The sequence below is a fragment of the Pseudomonas sp. IPO3774 genome (assembly GCF_013386835.1).
In the GTDB taxonomy this organism is placed as follows: domain Bacteria; phylum Pseudomonadota; class Gammaproteobacteria; order Pseudomonadales; family Pseudomonadaceae; genus Aquipseudomonas.
In genome coordinates, this window is record NZ_JACAQY010000046.1 from 1 (window position 1) to 19,653 (window position 19,653).

Below are 19,653 nucleotides of genomic sequence, written 5' to 3' on the forward strand. Positions count from 1 at the left end.
GAGTGAGGGAACGCCGAGCCACAGCGAGGCGCCGACAGGCGGGGCAGAGCGTTTTGGTTACTTTTGCGCTCTTCAAAAGTGACCCGCTGTAAGAGCGGAACCAATAGCAGCCGTTACCGCAGGAATGGATATGTACACGGTAAACGCCAACCCAAGGGGTCACTCATGTTCAACAAAATCCTCATAGCCAACCGTGGCGAAATCGCCTGCCGCATCCAGCGCACCGCCCAATCCCTGGGCTACCGCACCGTAGCAATCTACAGCGAAGCCGACACCGACGCCCTGCACGTCCAGATGGCCGACGAAGCCATCAACATCGGCCCCGCCCCGGTCACCCAGTCCTACCTGAACATCGAAGCCATCCTCAACGCAGCCCACCGCACCGGCGCCGACGCCATCCACCCCGGCTACGGCTTCCTCTCCGAAAACCCCGACTTCGCCCGAGCCTGCGCAAACGCCGGCCTCACCTTCATCGGCCCCAGCCCCGAAGCCATCGACCTGATGGGCAGCAAACGCCTCTCAAAAATCGCCATGCTCAACGCCGGCGTCCCCTGCATCAAGGGCTACCAAGGCCCCGACCAGGACGACCCAACCCTGCAACAACAAGCCACCCACATCGGCTACCCACTGATGATCAAGGCCAGCGCCGGCGGCGGCGGCCGTGGCATGCGCCTGGTACACAACCCCGACACCCTGCTGGAACACCTGCGCACCGCCCGCTCCGAAGCACAAAACGCCTTCGGCAGCGCCGAACTCATCCTCGAACAAGCCCTGATCGCCCCCCGCCATGTCGAAATCCAACTGTTCGGCGACACCCACGGCAACCTGATCTACCTCGGCGAACGCGACTGCTCGGTCCAGCGCCGCCATCAAAAAGTCATCGAAGAAGCCCCCTGCCCCGTCATGACCCCCGAGCTGCGCCAAGCCATGGGCGAAGCCGCCCTCAAGGCCGCGCGCGCCGTCAATTACGTCGGCGCCGGCACGGTGGAGTTCCTGCTCGACCGCGACGGCAATTTCTACTTCCTGGAAATGAACACCCGCCTGCAGGTCGAACACCCGGTCACCGAACTGATCACCGGCCTCGACCTCGTCGCCTGGCAACTGCACATCGCCGCCGGCCAACCTTTGCCCCTGAGTCAGGAACAAGTGACCCTCACCGGTCACGCCATGGAAGTGCGCCTGTACGCCGAAGACCCGGCCCAGGGCTTCCTCCCGCAAACCGGCGACGGACTGCGCTGGGACCCGGCGCCAGGTGTGCGCATCGATCATGGCGTGCTGGAAGGCCAGCGCATCACCCCGTTCTACGACTCGATGCTGGGCAAGATCATCGCCCACGGCGCCACCCGCGAAGAGGCCCGGCGCAAGCTGGTCAGGGCCGTGGAAGACTGCGTGCTGCTCGGCGTGCCCACCAACCAGCGCCTGCTGGCCAGCCTGCTCAAGCATCCACACTTCATCGCCGGCGATTTCAGCACCGGCTTTATTGCCGAACACTTCAGCGACATCCCGCGTACCCACGCGACCAACGAAGAGCTGGCCCTGGCCGCCGCGCTGTTTTACCAACACAGCGCCAGCGCTCACACCCAGCCATTATCCGGCTGGCGCAACAACGCCAGCGTACCCTGGACCTGGCAATTGGCCGAACACGACGAGCCCCGGGCCATCAGCCTCAGTGTGCTGGCGGACAATTGCCTGCAAGTCGAGATTGATCTGCACGCCATCGAAATACGCGACCTCTCCACCGACGGACGCTGGGCCACCGCCGTTCTCAACGGCATTCGCCGTCGCATTGCCTACCACCTGCAAGGCACCCGGCTCTGGTTGCCCGGCGTGTGCATCAATGATCGAACCCAAACCGTCGCCACCCGCCAGGCCGAGGCCGGCAACGGCACGGTCAAGGCGCCGATGGATGGGGCAATTGTCGAAGTACGGGTCAGCGAAGGCGATTCGGTCAGCAAGGGCCAGCTGTTGCTGGTGCTGGAAGCGATGAAAATGGAGCACCCACTCAAGGCCGGCATGAGTGGCGTGGTCAAGCGAATCCAGGCGGTTGCAGGCGATCAGGTCAGGAACCGTCAGATTTTGCTGGAGATCGAGTAAGCCCTGGGCGGAACTAGCAGGCTTGGCTACGCTCTATCCCCATCAGGACGGGAAGAGTACGGGAACCTGCGATGCCTCATTGGCTGATTATTGATCTTGAAGCCACAACGGATGAAGGCGGCTGGCCCGTGACCGAGATGGAAATCATCGAAATCGGTGTGAGCCTGGTCAACCGCCAGGGCCGTGAACTGGACCATTTCCAGCGTTTCGTGCGGCCATTGCGCAGGCCGCTGCTGACGCCGTTCTGCCGCCAGTTGACCCACATCACCCAGGCGAATATCGACGCTGCCGCGCCGTTGATCGAGGTGTGGCCGCTGTTCGAACGCTGGCTTGGCCAGCACCAGGCACGCCTGGAAGGCTGGGCGAGCTGGGGTGACTACGATCGCCAGCAACTGGAACTGGAGTGGCAGCGCCATGGCTTGAGCAGCGTGCTGGGCCAGACGCCCCACGTGAACCTCAAGCAACGCTTCGCCAAGGCCCGGCGCCTGGACAAGCCGCTGGGGCTCAACGGCGCGCTGCAACTGGCCGGCATGCAGTTCCACGGCCAACAGCATCGGGCGCTGGAAGATGCACGCAATACCGCACGGCTGCTGCCGTTGATTTTGCCCGTGTAGAAGGCATACTGGCCGACCTTTCTTGACCCTTTTCCGAGGATTCGCCCATGTTTAAAGTCAACGAGTACTTCGACGGCACCGTCAAGTCGATCGCTTTCGGCACTGCAGAAGGTCCGGCGACCATCGGCGTCATGGCCCCGGGTGAATACGAGTTCGGCACTGCCCAGCGTGAAATCATGCACGTGGTATCGGGCGCACTGACCGTCAAGCTGCCAGACAGCGCCGACTGGGAAACCTTCGCCGCCGGCAGCCAGTTCAACGTGCCAGCCAACAGCAAGTTCCAGCTGAAGGTGGCGGTCGACACCGCCTACCTGTGCGAATACCGCGGCTAAACGTTCGATAGCCGAAAAAAATGCCCGTCTCGCGAGAGACGGGCATTTTTCATTTCAGGGCTGCTTACTCCAGGATCGTCACCGGCATGCCGACTTCCAGGCGGCCCACCCCATCGTTGACCAGGTTCTGCCCAAACATCACATCGCCCTCTTGCTCGCGGTAGGTCTTGAGCGTAGCCAGCGGTTCGCGGTCGGCACTGCGCTCGCCACTCGCCGGGTCGATGGTGGTGAGGATGCAGCGTGAGCAGGACTTGACCACGCGAAACTCCACGTCACCAATCCGTATCCGCTTCCAGCCGTCTTCGGCAAAGGCTTCGCTGCCCTCGATCACCAGGTTGGGGCGAAAACGCAGCATCTCCATGGGCCGACCGATACGCTGGGACAGGTCATCCAGGGACGCCTGGCCGATCAGCAGCAACGGAAAGCCATCGGCAAACGCGACCTTGTCATCATCCTTGCCGTAGCCGGCCTCGGTCGTGCGCGCACGGGACAGCGGCACTTGCACCAGCCGCGTGGGTTTGCCGATGAATTCGCTGAGCCAGGCGCCTGCCTCGTCACCGGCATCCGGCACGCGCAAGGTGTCACGCCAGATGGTCACGCCGCGCAACTCGGCATCGCTGCCGGGTAGTGGCACGTCAAGCGCAGGTTGGCCTTCGGCGCTCAAGGTCAGGCCACCGGCGCTGTTCCACAGCGCCGAGAGCTGGCTCATCCTGGCCACGGCGCGCTGGGTCAGGAAACGCCCGCTGGCCTCGTCCACCAACATCCAGCGTCGATCCCCGTCGAGCCCGAGTGTGTCCAGGCCGATCTGCTGCAAGGATTCACCCTTGCCGGACTTCAAGGGGTATCGGTACAACGCGCTGAGACGAAGCATGGGCCTGCATTCCTGAGGGACAAAGCCGTCACCCTAAGCTCAAGCCGGGACTTCGTCCAGCATCAGGCGCTGACGTACCACGTCCACCAACTTGTCGGGCTGGAACTTGGAGAGGAAGTTGTCGCAACCGACCTTCTTCACCATCGAGTCGTTGAAGCTGCCGGACAACGACGTATGCAGCACCACGTACAGGCTGCGCAGGCGCGGGTCGTTGCGAATCTCGGTGGTCAGGCGGTAGCCGTCCATCTCGGGCATTTCAGCGTCGGTGAAGATCATCAACAGCTTGTCGGTCATCACCTGGCCACTGTCGGCCCAGGCCTTGAGCATGTTCAGTGCCTTGAGGCCGTCGCTGGCAATGTGCATCTTCACCCCCAACTGTCCGAGGGTGTCACGCAGTTGCGAGAGGGCGACGTTGGAGTCATCCACCAGCAGCACTTCGCGGCCGCGGGCGCGTTCCAGCACCGGGTCTTCAAGTTTCTCGCGGGAAACCTTGGCGTTGTAGGGCACGATTTCGGCGAGGACTTTTTCCACGTCGATGATTTCCACCAACTGGTCATCGACCTTGCTGATGGCCGTCAGGTAATGCTGGCGCCCGGCACTTGCCGGCGGCGGCAGGATCGCCTCCCAGTTCATGTTGACGATGCGGTCGACGCCGCCCACCAGGAACGCCTGCACCGAGCGGTTGTACTCGGTGACGATAATGGTGCTGTTGGGGCCCGGAATCAGCGGACGCATGCCAATCGCCTGGGACAGGTCGATCACCGGCAACGTCTGCCCACGCAGGTTGACCACGCCGCAGACAAACGGGTGGCGCTGGGGCATCAGGGTCAACTTGGGCAGTTGCAGCACTTCCTGCACCTTGAACACGTTGATCGCGAACAGCTGCCGCCCGGCCAGGCGAAACATGAGGATCTCCAGGCGATTCTCACCCACCAATTGTGTGCGTTGATCTACCGTGTCGAGAATGCCGGCCATTAAAGACTCCTGGGGTTTAGCGGATGGATAGTGCTGGTCACTGAAGCAGGTTATCGGCGGCAAACGCCGGACCTTGACCCCCACTAAAATGCCATGCAAATCCATTGATGTCACACTGACATCATGCTTTACTGAACCCGCTTCAACGCAAGGCCCATCACCACCGCCGCGTGACCGCAAAGTCTGCGCGAGGTTCCGCTATGTAAGGGATTCCCCTATCCACAATCAGGACCAACCTGATATTCGCGATATCTAATAGCCATTAATGTGACGCCATTCTCATTGCATGAATGGAGTCAGGCTTTTGTTTGCTATCGCAAGCCCACGGCCAACGGATCATCCAGTGACTTATCTACTGGCACCCAAAGAAGTTGTGCGAATGCCCCTGGAAATTGTGGGGTACTCGCACGACGGTCGTCATTCAAATAAATTTCCTACTGAAAAGTCGGAACGGGCCTACAGATATTCGTCATATTTCAGCGGTAGTTTTACGCCATTCAACCGGTGCAACATCTCATCATCCGATCGTATGTTCTGGAGACTTGTGTGATGAACGACGGCAAAGAGTGGCAACTTGCACTTCCCGAGTTCCTCCTCGAAGCGGAAATGTTGCTGGCCAAGTCTGAAGAATGCTTGAGCCACCTGCATTTGATCCGCAACGACAGTGACGCGATCGACTGCATGAAAACCAACCTGATCAAGCTCGCGGAAAAATCCGAAGCCCTGGCCCTGAGGGCGATCAGCGAGTTCTCACGGCATATCCAGTACCTGATCAGCAACGCCGCCAGCCCCCTGCAACTGCATGACGAAGCACTTGATGCACTGCACAACTGCCTCACCCTGCTGGCCTGGCAACTGGAGTTGATCGACACAAAAACCGGCAAGCTCGGCCTGGATGAAACGGAACAAACCGTGTTGATCGCCACCGTTGTCCAACACATCCCCCAAAGCGATTTCGGCTATAAGCAACAACACAGGCCTTACGCTATTTGAGGCTTCTTCGCATTTAAGCGACAAAAATGTCGCATTCAATTGCCTGATTATCTAAAAACGACACCACAACTATTTATGCATCACGACGTCGTTAGCAGAAAAATATCAATAAGCCACTAACGACAATACTGATACAAAACAACTTCAATGATACAACTTCCCCACTCGTTGAACTCCGGGACTACCTTCCGGGACGCTGCCGTGATTAATACGCCTCATCCCGCTCGGCGCCAGGCGACCAACGGTAATAGTGGTGGTACCATGCCCCGCTCGAAGTGACTCAACTTCATGATGCATATAAACGTGAAATGCGCCTCCTATGTACGCCAGCCTGAAGTCACTCATCGCAAGGTCCGTGTCCCGAAGCAATGCACGCTGGATAACCCTCGCGCTATGCCTGTGCGCGTGCCTGCTCAGCCTGTGGGCTTATGCACACTCGGCCGATCTTCCCCTGGCGCTGTTGTCAGTGAACCTGGCCACCCTGCTGGTGGTGGGCTTGCAACAGTGGCGCTCACGCAAGTCCATCAAGTTCCAGCCCCAGGAGTTGGCCGACCGCCTGTTGCAGGTCCAGGAAAACGAACGTCATCGCCTCAGCCGCGAACTGCACGACGATATCGGCCAACTGTTGACCGCCGCCAAGCTGCAAAGTGAATGGCTCAAGCGCCGTCTTCCGGAAAACCTGCAGGGCCACTGTGCGGTGCTGTGCAACACCCTCAACGAAACCCTGGCCAAGGTGCAGGACGTGTCGGCCATCCTCAACCCCCGGCAACTGGCGAGCCTGGGCCTTGAGGCGAGCCTGCGGGCGCATCTGCTCAAGACCCTGGAAAACACCCGGGTAAGCTGGAGCCTGGAATGTCATCAACGGCTGACCGGCATCCCGGAAGAGATGGCTGTTGCCGCCTTTCGCATTACCCAGGAAGCCGTCACCAACATGCTGCGCCATGCCCAGGCACGTAACCTGCTGGTACGCCTGCAACGCCTGCCCGAAGGCCTGTCACTGTTTATCAGCGATGACGGCCAGGGCTTTTCGCCCGCCATCAACCCCGCCCAGGAAGGCCAGCGGGGCATGGCCGGGATGTCCGAGCGGATTGATCAACTGGGAGGCACATTGTCGGTCAATAGCCAGCCAGGCTCCGGGACGAGGATCGAAGCGCTTTTCCCCTGGGCGCCCCGCGCCCTCGAACGGGCCAACCCCCATAAGGTTCTAGAGTGACGTGCAACTTACTCCTGGTGGATGACCACTCCCTGATCAGGGCCGGCGTGCGTGCGCTGGTCATGGATATTCCCGGCTACGCGGTGATCGGTGAAGCGAGCGACGGCGCGCAGTTGCTGGAGCGGTTTGACGCGCTGCAACCCGACATCGTGCTGCTTGACCTGTCGATGAAGCACACCGGCGGGCTCGATGCATTGAAAGACCTCAAGCGCGCCTATCCGAAGAGCAAGGTACTGATCCTGTCGATGCACACCGACCCGGAGCTGATCATGTGCGCGCTGGAGTCCGGCGCCCATGGCTACCTGCTCAAGGACACCACGGCCAATGAGCTGGAGCACGCGCTGCTGGCGTTGCGCAACAACGAACGCTACCTCAGCCCGGCGATCGCCCATACGGTGATCAACCAGGCGCTGATCCGCAATCAGGCCCAGGTCAACCCGCCGCCCCACAGCCACAACCTGACGGCACGCCAGTTGGAAATCCTGCGCTTGATCGTGCGCGGCAAGTCCACCCGTGAAATCGCCAATGGCCTGGGTCTGAGCATCAAGACCGTGGAAGCCCACCGCTCGCAGATCATGAAGCGCCTGCAGATTTTCGACGTGGCGGGCCTGGTGCTGTTCGCAGTGCGCGAACAGATCATCAGCCTTGACGATTAGTCAGCAACGGTGAGTCCTCCGGCAGATGCACCCGCAGTGCCTGGGGCAAGGCCGAGAAGTGCAAGTCGTCACCCTGGAGTGGTTCGCCGTCGAGGTTGATCGCCAGCCCTTCGGCGACCTTGATTTCGACCCACGGCAAGCGCGCCCGCACAAACATATTGTCCAGGCCCCAGCCGTCCGTCATCAGGTTGCGCAGGGTGCCGACCACTTCCTGCGGCGCCGGCAAGATGCTGATATCCAACAAACCATCATCGGCCAGGGCGCCGGGGCACAGCACGTGGCCACCACCGGCCTGGCGCCCGTTGCCGATGCCCAGGGCCAGCAGCTCGCCGCGCCAGTGAAAGTCAGGGCCCTGCAATTCACCGTAGGCCGCGCGCAACTCGCTGAAGCGTGACAGGCCGGTAAACAGATACGCCGCGCCACCGAGGACTTTCTTCAAGTCTTCGGAGGTGTTGGCGGTGACCTGGCTGCCAAAACCACCGGTGGCCATATTCAGGAAGATCTGCCCGCCTACTTCGCCCAGGTCGATGGCACGGGCCGGTACATCCAGCAGGTCCAGGGCCTGCTCGGGCTCCAGCGGCACACCGGCGGCGCGGGCAAAATCGTTGGCGGTACCGAGGGGCATCAGCACCAGGCTGGCCTCGGTCTTGGCCCGGGCCATGGCCTCGGCCACATCCCGCAGGGTGCCGTCACCGCCGCCGGCAATCAGCCGCGTGTAGCCATCGGCAAGGGCCTGATCGACAAACCGCTGGGCATCGCCACCCTCCCACGTCACCCGTACGGCCAGGTCCCAGCCCTGCTCGCGCTTGCCCTGCACCGCCGCCCGCACCTGCTCGTTGAGGGCTTGCTTGCCGTGCAGAATCAACAGTGCCTTGGGTGTGCTCATGGATGAATGCTCCTGGGTTTAAGGTTCCTGAGGGATGTTGACCGTGGCCAATCGAAAAAAAGCCATCGGATTTAGAAATTAACCGGGGTTTGTAGCGTTTCTGACACGGATCAACTCGCACTTGGCGAAATCGACCTAGACTTATACCTATTCCCACCCGACAAGGCCGTCGCACCATGATCACCATGTCCGCCTTCCACTCCATGCTTATCCCCATCCTGACCGGCATGATCCTCCTGGCCATCGGCTTCAACTTCCGCGACAAACCCATCGGTGTGTTCGGCATGTGGATCGGCATGCTGCTGATCCTCGGCACCGTGGTTTACAAGATCCTCGCCAAACTCGCCGAATGACAATCTCACTCGCATTGCACATGACGGCCTCGTACACTCGGTCAATTCGTCGTTTTTAAGGTTGACCGCCTCGTGCTTGCCCGTCTGTTTGCCCTGCCCTGTTGCCTGCTTTTCTGCCTGCTGACCCTGCTGCCCATGGCGCCTGCCCACGCCGTGAGCCTGCCAGGGCTGCTGGGCAGCAACACCAAAACCCAGCCGCAAGCCGACGTCCCGTTGGGCCAGTCCCTGGACGAGGTGATCAAGACCCTGGAAAACGACCAGCAGCGCACCAAGCTGCTGAGCGACCTGAAAAAGCTTCGTGAGACCACGCAAAAGGCCCAGCCCGCCGCCGAACTGGGTGTACTCGGTCTGATCGGCGGTACGCTGTCGAGCCTGGAGCAACAATTCTCCGGTGCCGACAGCCCGCTCAATCGCTGGTCCAACGAGTTTGACCAGGCCAAGGATGAACTCACCGCACTGATGCTGCCGGCCAGCGAATGGCTGCCGATCATCTTTGCCTTTGCCATGATCCTGATGCTCTGGAGCCTGCTGGCCGCGATCCTGATCTGGCTCAGCCACCGGGTGCGCGAACGCTTCGGCCTGACCGAAGAACTGCCGCAACACCCCAAGACCTGGGACCTGCTGCGCTTTGCCCTGCGCAAGCTCGGCCCGTGGCTGATCGCGTTGGTGATCACCGTCTACATGAGTTACGCACTGCCCTCGTCCCTCGGCAAATCCCTGGCGATGGTGCTGGCCTACGCGCTGGTGGTGGGCACCTGCTTCTCGGCGATCTGCGTGGTCGCCTTTTCCGTACTCGACGGCCCGCACCGTCACCGCGCGTTGTACATCCTGCGCCACCAGGCCTTCCGGCCGTTGTGGCTGATCGGCAGCTTTGCCGCCTTTGGCGAAGCCGTCAGCGACCCGCGCCTGGCCGAGAGCCTGGGCCAGCACCTGTCCCATGTCGCCGCGACCATCGCCAATGTCATGGCCGCGCTGTCCACCGGTGTGTTCATCCTGCGATTCCGCCGGCCGATTGCGCACCTGATCCGCAACCAGCCGCTGTCCCGCCGCCTGACCCGCCGCGCCCTGAGTGACACCATCGAAATCGTCGGCACCTTCTGGTACCTGCCGGCGTTGCTGCTGGTGGGCATCTCGCTGTTCGCCACCTTCGTCTCCGCCGGCGACACCAGCACCGCCCTGCGCCAGTCGTTGTTGTGCACGGTGTTGCTGGTGCTGTGCATGGTGATCAACGGCCTGGTGCGCCGTCATTCACTCAAGCCGCAGCGTGGGCACAAGCGCCATGCGCTGTACTCCGAGCGCCTGAAAAGCTTCGTCTACACCCTCGCCCACCTGGTGGTGTGGCTGGTGTTTATCGAACTCGGCCTGCGGGTCTGGGGCCTGTCGCTGATCCGCTTTACCGAAGGCGACGGGCATGAAATCAGCGTCAAGCTGTTCGGCCTTGCCGGCACATTGCTGTTTGCCTGGCTGATCTGGATCCTCAGCGACACCGCGATCCACCACGCCCTCACCCGCTCGCGCAAAGGCCTGGCCAACGCGCGTGCGCAAACGATGATGCCGTTGATTCGCAACGTGCTGTTCGTGACCATCTTCATCATTGCCGCCATCGTCGCCCTGGCGAACATGGGCATGAACGTCACGCCGCTGCTGGCGGGTGCCGGTGTGATCGGCCTGGCCATCGGTTTTGGTGCACAGTCGCTGGTGGCGGATTTGATCACCGGCCTGTTCATCATTATCGAAGACTCCCTGGCAATTGATGACTACGTGGATGTCGGCGGCCACCTGGGGACGGTCGAAGGGTTGACCATCCGTACCGTGCGCCTGCGGGACATCGACGGCATCGTGCATACGATCCCGTTCAGTGAAATCAAAAGCATCAAGAACTACTCCCGGGAGTTCGGCTACGCGATCTTCCGGGTGGCGATTCCCTACAACATGGAAATCGACGACGCCATCAAGCTGATGCGCGACGTCGGGCAGAAGATGCGCAACGACCCGTTGCAGCGGCGCAATATCTGGTCGCCGCTGGAGATTCAGGGTGTAGAAAGTTTCGAGTCCGGCAGTGCGATTCTTCGCGCCCGCTTCAAGACCGCGCCGATCAAGCAGTGGGAGGTTTCGCGGGCGTTCAACCTGTCGCTCAAGCGTCACCTCGACGAAGCCGGGCTGGACCTGGCCACCCCACGCTTGAGCGTGCAAGTGGTGACAGCGGCGGGAGGCGTGCAAGAGAAAGAATAAGCGCTGCCCGGATGACGTCAGGATCAACAACAATAATCATGGAGAGTCCTTATGCGTTTGACCGGTCTTACACACCAATGGGTATTCGGCCTGCTGTGCGGTGTCGCCAGCAGCGCGGTCATCGCCGCCAGCAGCGGCCAGGACAGTGCCCGCGAAACCATCGCCGCCCAGGCCAAAGTACTGGAACCGGCCTTGCTGGAAACCCGGCGCGACATCCACGCCCATCCTGAACTGGGCAATACCGAACATCGCACCGCGGAGCTGGTGGCCAAGCAACTGCGGGAGATGGGGCTGGAGGTCAAGACTGGCGTGGCGCGCACGGGCGTTGTCGCCATCCTCAAGGGCGCCCTGCCCGGCCCGACCGTGGCCTTGCGCGCCGACATGGATGCGCTGCCGGTCAAGGAAGTCTCCGGCCTGCCCTTCGCCTCGAAGGCCAAGGGTGTGTACCTCGATAAAGAAGTCGACGTGATGCACGCCTGCGGACACGACGCCCACACCGCCATCCTGCTAAGCACGGCGAAAATCCTTACAGGTATGCGCGATCGTCTGCCTGGGACCGTGGTGTTTTATTTCCAGCCGGCTGAAGAAGGCCCGAGCGACTTTATCCCCGACGGTAAAAACACTTGGGGCGCGAAGATGATGGTGCAGGAAGGGCTGATGAAATCGCCCAAGCCGGATGCCGTTTTTGGGCTGCATGTGTGGGCCGGGGTGCCTGCGGGGCAGATTGCGTATCGGCCGGGGCCGACGCTGGCGAGCTCGGATGACCTGCGGATCAAGATCCTGGGCAAGCAGACCCATGCGGGGCGGCCGTGGGATGGGATCGATCCGATTACCGTGGGGGCGCAGGCCATTGTGGGGCTGCAGACAGTGGTCAGTCGGCGTACGGACATTTCTTCGTTTCCGGCGGTGGTGAGTATTGGCACCATCAACGGGGGGACGCGGTACAACATCATTCCCGAGTCGGTGGACATGAGTGGGACCATTCGCTCCTACGACTATGGCATTCGCCAGAAGCTGCATGCGGATGTGCGGCAGACCGTCGAGAAGATTGCCGAGAGTGGTGGGGCGAAGGCTGAAGTTACGATTATTGAGAAGTACGATCCGACCATCAACAACCCGGCGCTGACCGAGAAGATGCTGCCGAGTTTGCGTTGGGCGGCGAATGGGGATGTGGTCAACGCCCCGTTGGTGGGTGGGGCTGAGGATTTCTCGTTTTATGCCAAGGAAGCGCCGGGGTTGTTTGTGTTTCTGGGGGTGACACCGAGGGACCAGGACATGAGCAAGGCGGCGCCGAATCATAATCCGGGGTTCTTTGTGGATGAGTCGGCGTTGGTGGTTGGGGTTCGGACGCTGGCTTCGTTGGCGACGGATTATCTGTATGCCAATGCGGCGGATTGAGGGTATATCCGTTATTCAGGTAACGGCCGCCTAGGGTTCCGCTCTTGCCCCACCACTCTGCACCTCGCTCGGGCTTAAGTGTGGTGAAGCAACATCAAACCCAAAGGCGGACACGATCCAAATGTGGGAGCGGGCTTGCTCGCGAAGGTCGTTAACGATGACGTGGGTATCCTGACTCAACGCGGCGCCCTCAGGTTTTTCGCGAGCAAGCCCGCTCCCACATACAGCGGCTCTGCTTTTGCTCTAACACTCAGGTCATCGGGGTAAAGCCCTGTGCTTACTTGGGGCTGGGCCGGCATTCCGGCTGTTCAAAAGTGAGCCGCTGTGAGAGCGGAACCAAAAGCCGCCGTGACCTAAATAACGGATACACACAGGCAAAACGTCAAACCACATCCACCCCCACATGAATCGCATCATGCCGCCAAAACTCCAGATCACAATCAATCAACCGCTCATGCTGATCATAATTAACCCGAGCAATCCGCAACCCCGGGCTCCCTACCGACACCCTCAACGCCGCCGCCGCCTCAACCTGCAATGACGTCGGCACAATCTCAAACCGCACCCGCCCGTAGTGCAAGTCATACACCCGCGCATACAACTCCGTAATCGACTGATTCAAATCACACTCCAGAATCCCCGGAAAATACTGCGGGTTCAGATAGTGCTCCACATACAACACCAACCGCCCATCAATCCTGCGCCCCCGGCAAATCTGAATCACGCTGGACAACGCCGGCAACTGCAACCACGCACACACCGCCGCCGAAGCCGGCTGCAACCGCGCCGAAATCACCTCGGTCGACGGCACCCGACCCTGGGCACTCACCATCGCGTGAAAATGACTGCGCTGCATCAGGTTATAGGCAAGCCTGGGCGGTGACACAAACCACCCCCGCCGCTCCTCGCGATAAATCTGCCCTTGGGCCTCAAGTTGTAACAAGGCTTCCCGCACCGTAATGCGGGTGGTACCAAACAACTCGCTGAGCTTGCGCTCGGCCGGCAGCTTACTGGCAGGCGCCAACAAGCCATGGTCGATCTGCTCTTGCAGCGCCAGGCCAATGGTTGTCACCGCCTTGGTTGCCTCATCACGCATCAACGTTACCTATCTGGACTAGACCAGCACTATTCAGGTGCACAAAACGCCCGCTAAACGCGCCTCTGCTGTTGCGTGCAAGCCTAGGCATTGCACATGACCGACAGATGACAGCGCCTCGCGACGTCCTGCCACAAGACCTGCAATACATCGGCCAAGTCCAAGGCTTCCGGGCGGTTGGGCATGGTCTACGCTTACCCGGTGATCCCCCGTCCAGGCCAACAAAAAACGACATCGACATGAAACTGTCATCCGCCACGCCTAAATTGGCTCGTGTATTGCTGACCTAGACCAACACCACCGCAAACGTCGATAAAAACGCAGCGTTGAAAACGCCCAAAGGAGCTTCGGATGAAACAGCTTTTCCTGGCATCACTGTTAGGCTCGACCATTGCCATGTGCACCGCCGCCATGGCCGCTGATACCGATCTAAAAACCCTGGAAGCCGCCGCGAAAGCGGAAGGCGCCGTCAACAGCGTCGGCATGCCCGATGACTGGGCCAACTGGAAAGGCACCTGGGACGACCTGGCCAAGACCTACGGCCTCAAGCACATCGACACCGACATGAGCTCCGCCCAGGAAGTCGCCAAGTTTGCGGCAGAGAAAGACAACGCCAGCGCCGACATCGGCGACGTGGGTGCAGCCTTCGGCCCGATCGCGGTGAAACAGGGCGTTACCCAACCGTACAAACCGACCACCTGGGCACAAGTCCCGGATTGGGCGAAAGACAAGGACGGTAACTGGGCCCTGGCCTACACCGGCACCATCGCCTTTATCGTCAACAAAAAGCTGTTGCACGGCTCCGAAGCTCCGAAAAGCTGGGCTGACCTGAAGACCGGCAAATACAAGGTTTCCATCGGTGACGTGAGCACCGCCGCCCAGGCGGCCAACGGCGTACTCGCCGCCGCACTGGCCAACGGTGGCGACGAGAAGAACATTCAGCCGGCGCTGCTGATGTTCGCCGACATCGCCAAGCAAGGCCGCCTGTCGCTGGCCAACCCAACCATTGCCACCATGGAAAAAGGCGAAGTGGAAGTGGGCGTGGTCTGGGACTTCAACGGCCTGAGCTACAAGGCCAAGATGGCCAACCCGGATGACTACGTGGTGCTGATCCCATCGGACGGCTCGGTGATTTCCGGCTACACCACCATCATCAACAAATACGCCAAGCACCCGAACGCCGCCAAGCTGACCCGCGAATACATCTTCAGCGACGCCGGCCAGACCAACCTGGCGCGTGGCAATGCGCGGCCGATCCGTGCCGAGCACCTGACCTTGCCAGCCGACGTACAGGCCAAGCTGCTGCCTAACGAGCAGTACAAGAAAGTCACGCCGATCAAGGACGCCGACGCTTGGGAGAAGACCTCCAAGGCACTGCCGCAGAAGTGGCAGGAAGAAGTCATCATCAATATGCAATAAGGCTGTAACCCACATTGGAGATCCGCTGGAGATCCAATGTGTGAGCGGGCTTGGGTGGGAGCGGGCTTGCTCGCGAAAGCGCAGTGTCAGTCAATACATGTGTGACTGACCCACCGTCTTCGCGAGCAAGCCCGCTCCCACAAAAGCCCACTCCCACACTTAACTGCGTTCCCTCAGGGGAAATTGAGTCAAGCCTATTTGTTGCGGAGCCCCAGCCCCTATGAAGCACAACGTCATCCTTGTCGTGCTCGACGGCCTGAATTACGAGGTTGCCCGACACGCCATGGGGCACTTGCAGGCCTATGTCGGCGCAGGACGCGCAGCACTGTACAAACTGGAATGTGAACTGCCGGCCCTGTCCCGGCCACTGTACGAATGCATCCTCACCGGCGTCCCGCCGATCCAGAGCGGCATCGTCCACAACAACGTCTCGCGCCTGTCCAACCAGCGCAGCATTTTCCATTACGCCACCGACGCCGGTTTATCCACGGCGGCGGCGGCGTATCACTGGGTCAGCGAGTTGTATAACCGCTCGCCCTTTATCGCCGCCCGGGATCGGCATACCAGCGACCCGGCCCTGGCGATCCAGCACGGGCATTTCTACTGGAATGACCATTACCCGGACTCGCACCTGTTTGCCGACGCCGAAAGCCTGCGCCTCAAACACGCGCCGAATTTCCTGGTGGTGCACCCGATGAACATCGACGATGCCGGCCACAAGCACGGCCTCGACACCCCGCAATACCGCAACAGCGCGCGCTCGGCCGACATCATCCTCGCCGACTACCTGCAAGGCTGGCTCGACGCCGGTTACCAGGTGCTGGTGACGGCCGACCACGGCATGAACAACGACCGCTCCCACAACGGCCTGCTGCCGGAAGAACGGGAAGTGCCGCTGTTTGTGCTGGGTGATGCCTTCAGCCTCGACACCCACGCCACGCCCAAACAAACCGAGCTGTGCGGCACCGTCTGCGAGCTGTTGGGTGTACCCCACGACAAACCTGTATGCCGGGAGCTGTTGAAGTGAATTCAGTGATCCGCGGCAAATGGCTGGCCGCCTTGTGCCTGGTGCCCTTCGCGCTGTTTTTTATCGTGTTCGAGATCGCTCCGCTGTTCTGGGTGCTGGTCAGCAGCCTGCAATCGGAAGAGTTTGGCTGGGGCCTGGCCAACTTCAGCAAGATCGCCAATTCGAAATTCTACCTGCAGGCAATCCAGTACAGCCTGGAGATCAGTTTCTACTCCAGTGTGTTCGGGATCGTCATTGCCGTGCTGGGCAGTTACTCGCTGCGTCGGGTGGATGGCCGGCTGCGCAATTTCGTGACCGCCTTCGCCAACATGACCAGCAACTTCTCCGGTGTACCCCTGGCCTTCGCCTTCATCATCCTGCTGGGGTTCAACGGCAGCATCACCATCATGCTCAAGCAGGCCGGGATCATTCAGGACTTCAACCTGTATTCCAAGACCGGGTTGATCATCCTTTATACCTATTTCCAGATTCCCCTCGGCGTACTGCTGCTCTACCCGGCCTTTGACGCGTTGCGCGAAGACTGGCGCGAGTCCGCTTCGTTGCTCGGCGCGGATGGCTGGCAATACTGGCGGCATATCGGCTTGCCGGTGCTGACCCCGGCACTGCTGGGCACCTTCGTGATTCTGCTGGCCAACGCCTTGGGCGCCTACGCCACGGTCTATGCGCTGACCACCGGCAACTTCAACGTGCTGCCGATCCGCATCGCGGCGATGGTCTCCGGCGATATTTCCCTGGACCCGAACATGGCCAGTGCCCTGGCCGTGGTGCTGGTAGCGCTGATGACGGTGGTGACCGTGGTCCATCAACTGCTGCTCAAGAGGAGCTACCATGTCTCGCGCTGAACCTGGCTCGGCCGCCCTCTACCATCGCGTAGTGGTGTACCTGTTGCTTGCTGTCCTGGTGCTGCCATTGCTCGGCACCCTGGTCTACTCCATCGCCAGCAGTTGGTCGGCGACCATCCTGCCATCCGGCTTTACCTTCAAATGGTATATCCAGCTGTGGAGTGACCCGCGCTTCCTGAATGCCTTCGGCCAGTCGCTGCTGGTGTGCGTTGGCGCGCTGATCTTGTCGGTGGTGCTGATCCTGCCGCTGCTGTTTGTGGTGCATTACCACTTTCCAAAACTCGATGCGCTGATGAACATTTTGATCCTGCTGCCCTTCGCGGTGCCGCCGGTGGTGTCGTCGGTGGGGCTGTTGCAGCTCTATGGCTCGGGTCCATTTGCGATGGTGGGTACGCCGTGGATCCTGATCGGTTGCTACTTCACCGTGGCGCTGCCGTTCATGTATCGGGCGATCACCAACAACCTGCAAGCGATCAACCTGCGGGACCTGATGGACGCCGCCCAACTGCTCGGTGCCAGCACCTTCCAGGCGGCGTTCCTGGTGGTGCTGCCGAACCTGCGCAAGGGCTTGATGGTGGCACTGCTGCTGTCGTTCTCGTTCCTGTTCGGCGAGTTCGTGTTCGCCAACATCCTGGTGGGCACCCGCTACGAAACCCTGCAGGTGTACCTCAACAATATGCGTAACAGCAGCGGCCACTTCACCAGTGCCCTGGTGATCTCCTATTTCTTCTTCGTGCTGGTGCTGACCTGGGCCGCCAACATCTTGAACAAGGACAAAAGCCAATGAGCTTCGTCAGCGTCCAACACCTGCAAAAAGGCTACGCCGGCACGCCGGTATTCAGTGACATCAACTGCGAAATCGCCAAGGGCGAATTCGTCACCCTGCTTGGCCCGTCGGGCTGCGGCAAGTCGACCCTGCTGCGCTGCATCGCCGGCCTGACCTCGGTGGACAGCGGGAAAATCCTGCTGGATGGCCAGGACATCGTCCCGCTGAGCCCACAGAAACGGCATATCGGCATGGTGTTCCAGAGCTACGCGCTGTTCCCCAACATGACCGTGGAACAGAACGTCGCCTTCGGCCTGCGCATGCAGAAGGTCAATGCCGACGACAGCCACAAACGCGTGCAGGAAGTGTTGCAACTGGTGGAGCTGAAAGAACTCGCCGGCCGCTACCCGCACCAGATGTCCGGCGGCCAGTGCCAGCGCGTGGCCCTCGCCCGCTCGCTGGTGACGCGCCCGCGCCTGCTGTTGCTCGACGAGCCGTTGTCGGCCCTCGATGCACGGATTCGCAAGCACCTGCGCGAACAGATTCGCCAGATCCAGCGCGAGCTGGGCCTGACCACCATCTTCGTGACCCATGATCAGGAAGAAGCCCTGACCATGTCCGACCGGATCTTCCTGATGAACCAGGGCAAGATCGTGCAGAGCGGCGATGCCGAGACCCTCTACACCGCGCCGGTGGATGTGTTCGCCGCGGGCTTTATCGGCAACTACAACCTGCTTGATGCCGACAAGGCCAGCAAACTGTTGCAGCGTCCGATCACCGGGCGCATCGCCATTCGCCCGGAGGCCATTGAGCTCAGCCGCAGCGGTGAGCTGGATGCGTTGGTGCGCAGCCACAGCCTGTTGGGCAACGTGATTCGCTACCGCATCGAAGCCCGGGGCGTGGAATTGGTGGTGGATGTGCTTAACCGCTCGGCTGACGATCTGCACCCGGATGGTCAGAGATTGGCACTTTCCATCGACCCAAGTGCGTTGTGTGAAGTAGCCTGACGCACGATTTATTTGAGAGAGCGTGACAGATGGCATTGGTAATTTTTGATCTGGACGACACCCTGATCCACGGCGACTGCGCCACCCTGTGGAGCGAGCAGATGGGCCGCCTGGGCTGGGTGGATGGTGAGTCGTTCATGCGCAAGAACGACGAACTGATGGCGGCCTACAGCCGCGGTGAGCTGGCCATGGAGGATTTCATGGACTTCAGCCTGGAGCCGATGATTGGCCGCACGCCGGAAGAGATCGAGCACCTTGTAGAGCCGTGGGTGGAAGACGTTATCGAGCCGCTGATCTACAGCGAAGCCACCCGTACCATTGCACAGCACCGCAAGAATGGTGACCGGATTTTGGTGATCTCGGCGTCGGGGACGCACCTGGTCAAGCCGATTGCGGCGCGTATCGGCATTGATGAAGTGCTGGGGATTGAGCTGGACGTCGCCCATGGGGTGTACAGCGGCAAGACCACAGGTGTACTGACTTACCGCGAAGGCAAGATCACTCGCCTGATGGAATGGCTGGAGCAGGAAGGTGAGCACCTTGATGGGGCGTACTTCTACTCGGATTCGCGCAATGATTTGCCGCTGTTGCTGAAGGTGGAGAACCCGCAGGTGGTGAATCCGGACCCGGTGCTGCGGGCGCATGCTGAGAAGGCTGGGTGGCCGATTCATCATTGGGTTTGACGTTTTGTTGCGCTGGTTTGAGGTGAGTACATATCCGTTATTTAGGTAACGGCCGCCTATGGTTCCGCTCTTACAGCGGCTCACTTTGGAAAAGCCCCAAAGTAAGCAAAGGGCTCTGCCCCGCCTGTCGGCGCCTCGCTGTGGCTCGGCGTTCCCTCACTCCGGCATTGCTCCGCGGGCCGCCGCGACGGGCCAT

General features: G+C 60.7%; 18 protein-coding genes and 1 pseudogene. 15 read left to right on the forward strand and 4 right to left on the reverse strand.

The annotated features are described in order from the left end of the window. The first annotated feature begins 165 nt into the window (after nucleotides 1-165). The 3 genes from HYE77_RS23510 to HYE77_RS23520 all read left to right on the forward strand — a co-directional run bounded on the left by HYE77_RS23510 (nucleotide 166) and on the right by HYE77_RS23520 (nucleotide 3,040). Complete coding sequence (locus tag HYE77_RS23510) at nucleotides 166-2,094, forward strand: acetyl/propionyl/methylcrotonyl-CoA carboxylase subunit alpha (RefSeq protein ID WP_177069472.1); 1,929 nt, start codon at nucleotides 166-168, stop codon at nucleotides 2,092-2,094. A gap of 71 nt (nucleotides 2,095-2,165) precedes the next feature. Then, nucleotides 2,166-2,708, forward strand: coding sequence for an exonuclease domain-containing protein (locus HYE77_RS23515; protein ID WP_003219774.1), 543 nt, complete (start codon nucleotides 2,166-2,168; stop codon nucleotides 2,706-2,708). A gap of 47 nt (nucleotides 2,709-2,755) precedes the next feature. After that, nucleotides 2,756-3,040: a pyrimidine/purine nucleoside phosphorylase gene (locus tag HYE77_RS23520; protein WP_008430672.1), complete on the forward strand. Its 285-nt coding sequence runs from the start codon at nucleotides 2,756-2,758 to the stop codon at nucleotides 3,038-3,040. 64 nt (nucleotides 3,041-3,104) lie between these two features. Here the strand turns inward: HYE77_RS23520 and HYE77_RS23525 are convergent, their stop codons facing one another. Then, the gene (locus tag HYE77_RS23525; RefSeq protein WP_003219772.1) at nucleotides 3,105-3,911 is read right to left on the reverse strand and encodes an MOSC domain-containing protein; all 807 of its coding nucleotides are present in this window, start codon (nucleotides 3,909-3,911) and stop codon (nucleotides 3,105-3,107) included. Between the two features lie 39 nt (nucleotides 3,912-3,950). Further along, entirely contained in the window at nucleotides 3,951-4,886 is a 936-nt protein-coding gene (locus HYE77_RS23530; protein WP_008430676.1) for a chemotaxis protein CheV, read from the reverse strand. A 549-nt stretch (nucleotides 4,887-5,435) separates the two neighbouring features. Between HYE77_RS23530 and HYE77_RS23535 the strand changes: the two genes are divergently transcribed. The 3 genes from HYE77_RS23535 to HYE77_RS23545 all read left to right on the forward strand — a co-directional run bounded on the left by HYE77_RS23535 (nucleotide 5,436) and on the right by HYE77_RS23545 (nucleotide 7,748). Beyond that, nucleotides 5,436-5,879 carry a hypothetical protein gene (locus HYE77_RS23535; RefSeq protein WP_003219767.1) on the forward strand — a complete coding sequence of 148 codons (444 nt, stop codon included), beginning with the start codon at nucleotides 5,436-5,438 and terminating at the stop codon, nucleotides 5,877-5,879. A gap of 319 nt (nucleotides 5,880-6,198) precedes the next feature. Beyond that, entirely contained in the window at nucleotides 6,199-7,092 is an 894-nt protein-coding gene (locus HYE77_RS23540; protein WP_003219766.1) for a sensor histidine kinase, read from the forward strand. Continuing rightward, nucleotides 7,089-7,748 carry a response regulator transcription factor gene (locus tag HYE77_RS23545; RefSeq protein WP_003219763.1) on the forward strand — a complete coding sequence of 220 codons (660 nt, stop codon included), beginning with the start codon at nucleotides 7,089-7,091 and terminating at the stop codon, nucleotides 7,746-7,748. Before HYE77_RS23540 ends, HYE77_RS23545 begins: the two co-directional genes overlap by 4 nt. Here the strand turns inward: HYE77_RS23545 and yegS are convergent. Continuing rightward, a pseudogene (yegS, locus tag HYE77_RS23550) lies at nucleotides 7,710-8,634 on the reverse strand (lipid kinase YegS); the annotation flags it as partial. The gene HYE77_RS23545 and the pseudogene yegS overlap by 39 nt on opposite strands. A 176-nt stretch (nucleotides 8,635-8,810) precedes the next feature. On the opposite strand from yegS, the gene HYE77_RS23555 reads away from it, so the two are divergent. The 3 genes from HYE77_RS23555 (at nucleotide 8,811) to HYE77_RS23565 (ending at nucleotide 12,617) form a co-directional block, all read left to right on the forward strand. Then, nucleotides 8,811-8,987 carry a hypothetical protein gene (locus tag HYE77_RS23555; RefSeq protein WP_003219760.1) on the forward strand — a complete coding sequence of 59 codons (177 nt, stop codon included), beginning with the start codon at nucleotides 8,811-8,813 and terminating at the stop codon, nucleotides 8,985-8,987. A 72-nt stretch (nucleotides 8,988-9,059) separates the two neighbouring features. Further along, nucleotides 9,060-11,219 (forward strand): mechanosensitive ion channel family protein, encoded by a 2,160-nt coding sequence (locus HYE77_RS23560; RefSeq protein ID WP_003219758.1) that lies wholly within the window; start codon nucleotides 9,060-9,062, stop codon nucleotides 11,217-11,219. Nucleotides 11,220-11,270: 51 nt separating this feature from the next. After that, nucleotides 11,271-12,617 (forward strand): amidohydrolase, encoded by a 1,347-nt coding sequence (locus HYE77_RS23565; RefSeq protein ID WP_102369614.1) that lies wholly within the window; start codon nucleotides 11,271-11,273, stop codon nucleotides 12,615-12,617. Nucleotides 12,618-12,999: 382 nt separating this feature from the next. Here the strand turns inward: HYE77_RS23565 and HYE77_RS23570 are convergent, their stop codons facing one another. Further along, nucleotides 13,000-13,713, reverse strand: coding sequence for a UTRA domain-containing protein (locus HYE77_RS23570; RefSeq protein ID WP_010166446.1), 714 nt, complete (start codon nucleotides 13,711-13,713; stop codon nucleotides 13,000-13,002). Between the two features lie 351 nt (nucleotides 13,714-14,064). Here HYE77_RS23570 and HYE77_RS23575 point away from each other — a divergent pair, with 351 nt between their 5' ends. From HYE77_RS23575 to HYE77_RS23600, 6 genes are all read left to right on the forward strand, one after another. Next, nucleotides 14,065-15,132, forward strand: coding sequence for an ABC transporter substrate-binding protein (locus HYE77_RS23575; RefSeq protein ID WP_003219752.1), 1,068 nt, complete (start codon nucleotides 14,065-14,067; stop codon nucleotides 15,130-15,132). 220 nt (nucleotides 15,133-15,352) lie between these two features. Continuing rightward, complete coding sequence (locus HYE77_RS23580) at nucleotides 15,353-16,159, forward strand: alkaline phosphatase family protein (RefSeq protein WP_177069473.1); 807 nt, start codon at nucleotides 15,353-15,355, stop codon at nucleotides 16,157-16,159. Then, complete coding sequence (locus HYE77_RS23585) at nucleotides 16,156-17,001, forward strand: ABC transporter permease subunit (RefSeq protein ID WP_010166442.1); 846 nt, start codon at nucleotides 16,156-16,158, stop codon at nucleotides 16,999-17,001. The genes HYE77_RS23580 and HYE77_RS23585 overlap by 4 nt, the downstream gene beginning before the upstream one ends. Beyond that, on the forward strand, nucleotides 16,988-17,788 hold the full coding sequence (locus tag HYE77_RS23590; protein WP_102369616.1) for an ABC transporter permease: 801 nt from the start codon (nucleotides 16,988-16,990) through the stop codon (nucleotides 17,786-17,788). The genes HYE77_RS23585 and HYE77_RS23590 overlap by 14 nt, the downstream gene beginning before the upstream one ends. Further along, nucleotides 17,785-18,774, forward strand: coding sequence for an ABC transporter ATP-binding protein (locus HYE77_RS23595; protein ID WP_003219745.1), 990 nt, complete (start codon nucleotides 17,785-17,787; stop codon nucleotides 18,772-18,774). Before HYE77_RS23590 ends, HYE77_RS23595 begins: the two co-directional genes overlap by 4 nt. Nucleotides 18,775-18,803: 29 nt before the next feature. Next, nucleotides 18,804-19,457 (forward strand): HAD family phosphatase, encoded by a 654-nt coding sequence (locus HYE77_RS23600; protein ID WP_003219744.1) that lies wholly within the window; start codon nucleotides 18,804-18,806, stop codon nucleotides 19,455-19,457. The last annotated feature ends 196 nt before the right edge of the window (nucleotides 19,458-19,653 follow it).